At 72.0% G+C, this 1,272-nt stretch carries 1 protein-coding gene; it reads left to right on the top strand.

Going from position 1 to position 1,272, the window contains the following annotated elements; genetic code table 11:
* Positions 1–1,185 (top strand): polyketide synthase dehydratase domain-containing protein (locus ABZ854_RS37265; protein WP_361220506.1); only part of this gene is annotated, 1,185 nt, incomplete at its 5' end.
* Positions 1,186–1,272: the final 87 nt, after the last annotated feature.

Genomic DNA, 1,272 nt, shown 5'->3' with positions numbered 1-1,272 from the left:
TCGCCCCTCATGGAGCCGATGCTCGCCGAGTTCGAGCGGATCGCCGCCCAGCTCACGTACCACGAGACCACGACCGCGATCGTCTCGACGCTGACCGGTCAGACGGTCTCCAACGACGATCTCTCCCAGCCCTCCTACTGGGTCCGTCACGTCCGTGAGGCAGTCCGCTTCGCCGACGCGATCACCACCCTCGACGGCCAGGGCATCACCACCTTCCTGGAACTGGGCCCCGACGCCGTCCTGACCGCCATGGCAGCCGATCCCCGAGCCGTCCCCACACTCCGCCGAGACCGCACCGAACCCCAAGCCCTCACCGAAGCCCTCACCCGCCTCCCCTCCGTCGACTGGACCGCCTACTTCGGCCCCGGCCGCAACCCCGTCGACCTCCCCACCTACGCCTTCCAGCACGAGACGTACTGGCTGGCAGCCACGGCGGCCCGGGCGGGCAACGCATCGGAGTTCGGGCAGTCGGATGCCGGGCACCCGCTGCTCGGGGCGGCGGTGGAGCTGCCGGACGGCGAGGGCGTGCTGTTCACCGGCCGGCTGTCCCTGTCCACCCACCCATGGCTGGCCGAGCACGCCGTGAACGGCACGGTCATCGTGCCCGGCGCCGCCCTCGTCGAGATCGCCGTACGCGCCGGAGACCAGATCGGCTGCGGCACCGTACGCGACCTGACCCTCCATGCTCCCCTCGTCATACCCGAGACCGGCGCCGTCGCAGTGCGCGTCCGCGTGGGCGAGGGCGACGAGCCGGCAGTCACGGTTCACTCGCGTCCCGACGGGGAGACCTCCTGGACCCTGCACGCCGAAGGTGCTCTCTCCGCCGAGGCCGTCGAACCCGCTGATCTCGGGTCCTGGCCACCGGCCGGTGCCGAGCCTATCGACGCCTCGACGCTCTACGACGATCTTTCCGCCATGGGCCTGGACTACGGTCCCCTCTTCCAGGGGCTGACCAGCGCCTGGCGGGCTGCCGACGGTACGGTCTGCGCCGAAGTGTCGCTGCCCGAGGGGACCGACCCGGACTCGTTCGCGCTGCACCCGGCTCTGCTGGACGCGGCGCTGCACGTCCTCACTTACGCAGGTGCGGCCGATCGTGCCGAACTGCCGTTCTCCTGGAGCGACGTGGCCGTCCACGCCTCGGGGGCGACGGCGCTGCGCGTGCGGGTCACCGGTGAGGGCGGGTGAGGACCGCGTCCGGGCGGTGGCCCTCGGCGGCGTAGGCGCGCAGCGCGATCCGCAGCTGGCCCATCAGCCCGGCCGCCCGTACGTCGT

It is taken from the genome of Streptomyces sp. NPDC047028 (genome assembly GCF_040644095.1).
Classification (GTDB): domain Bacteria; phylum Actinomycetota; class Actinomycetes; order Streptomycetales; family Streptomycetaceae; genus Streptomyces.
The sequence above is the reverse complement of the archived record's forward strand: the minus strand, read 5'-3'. Positions and strand labels throughout refer to the sequence as shown.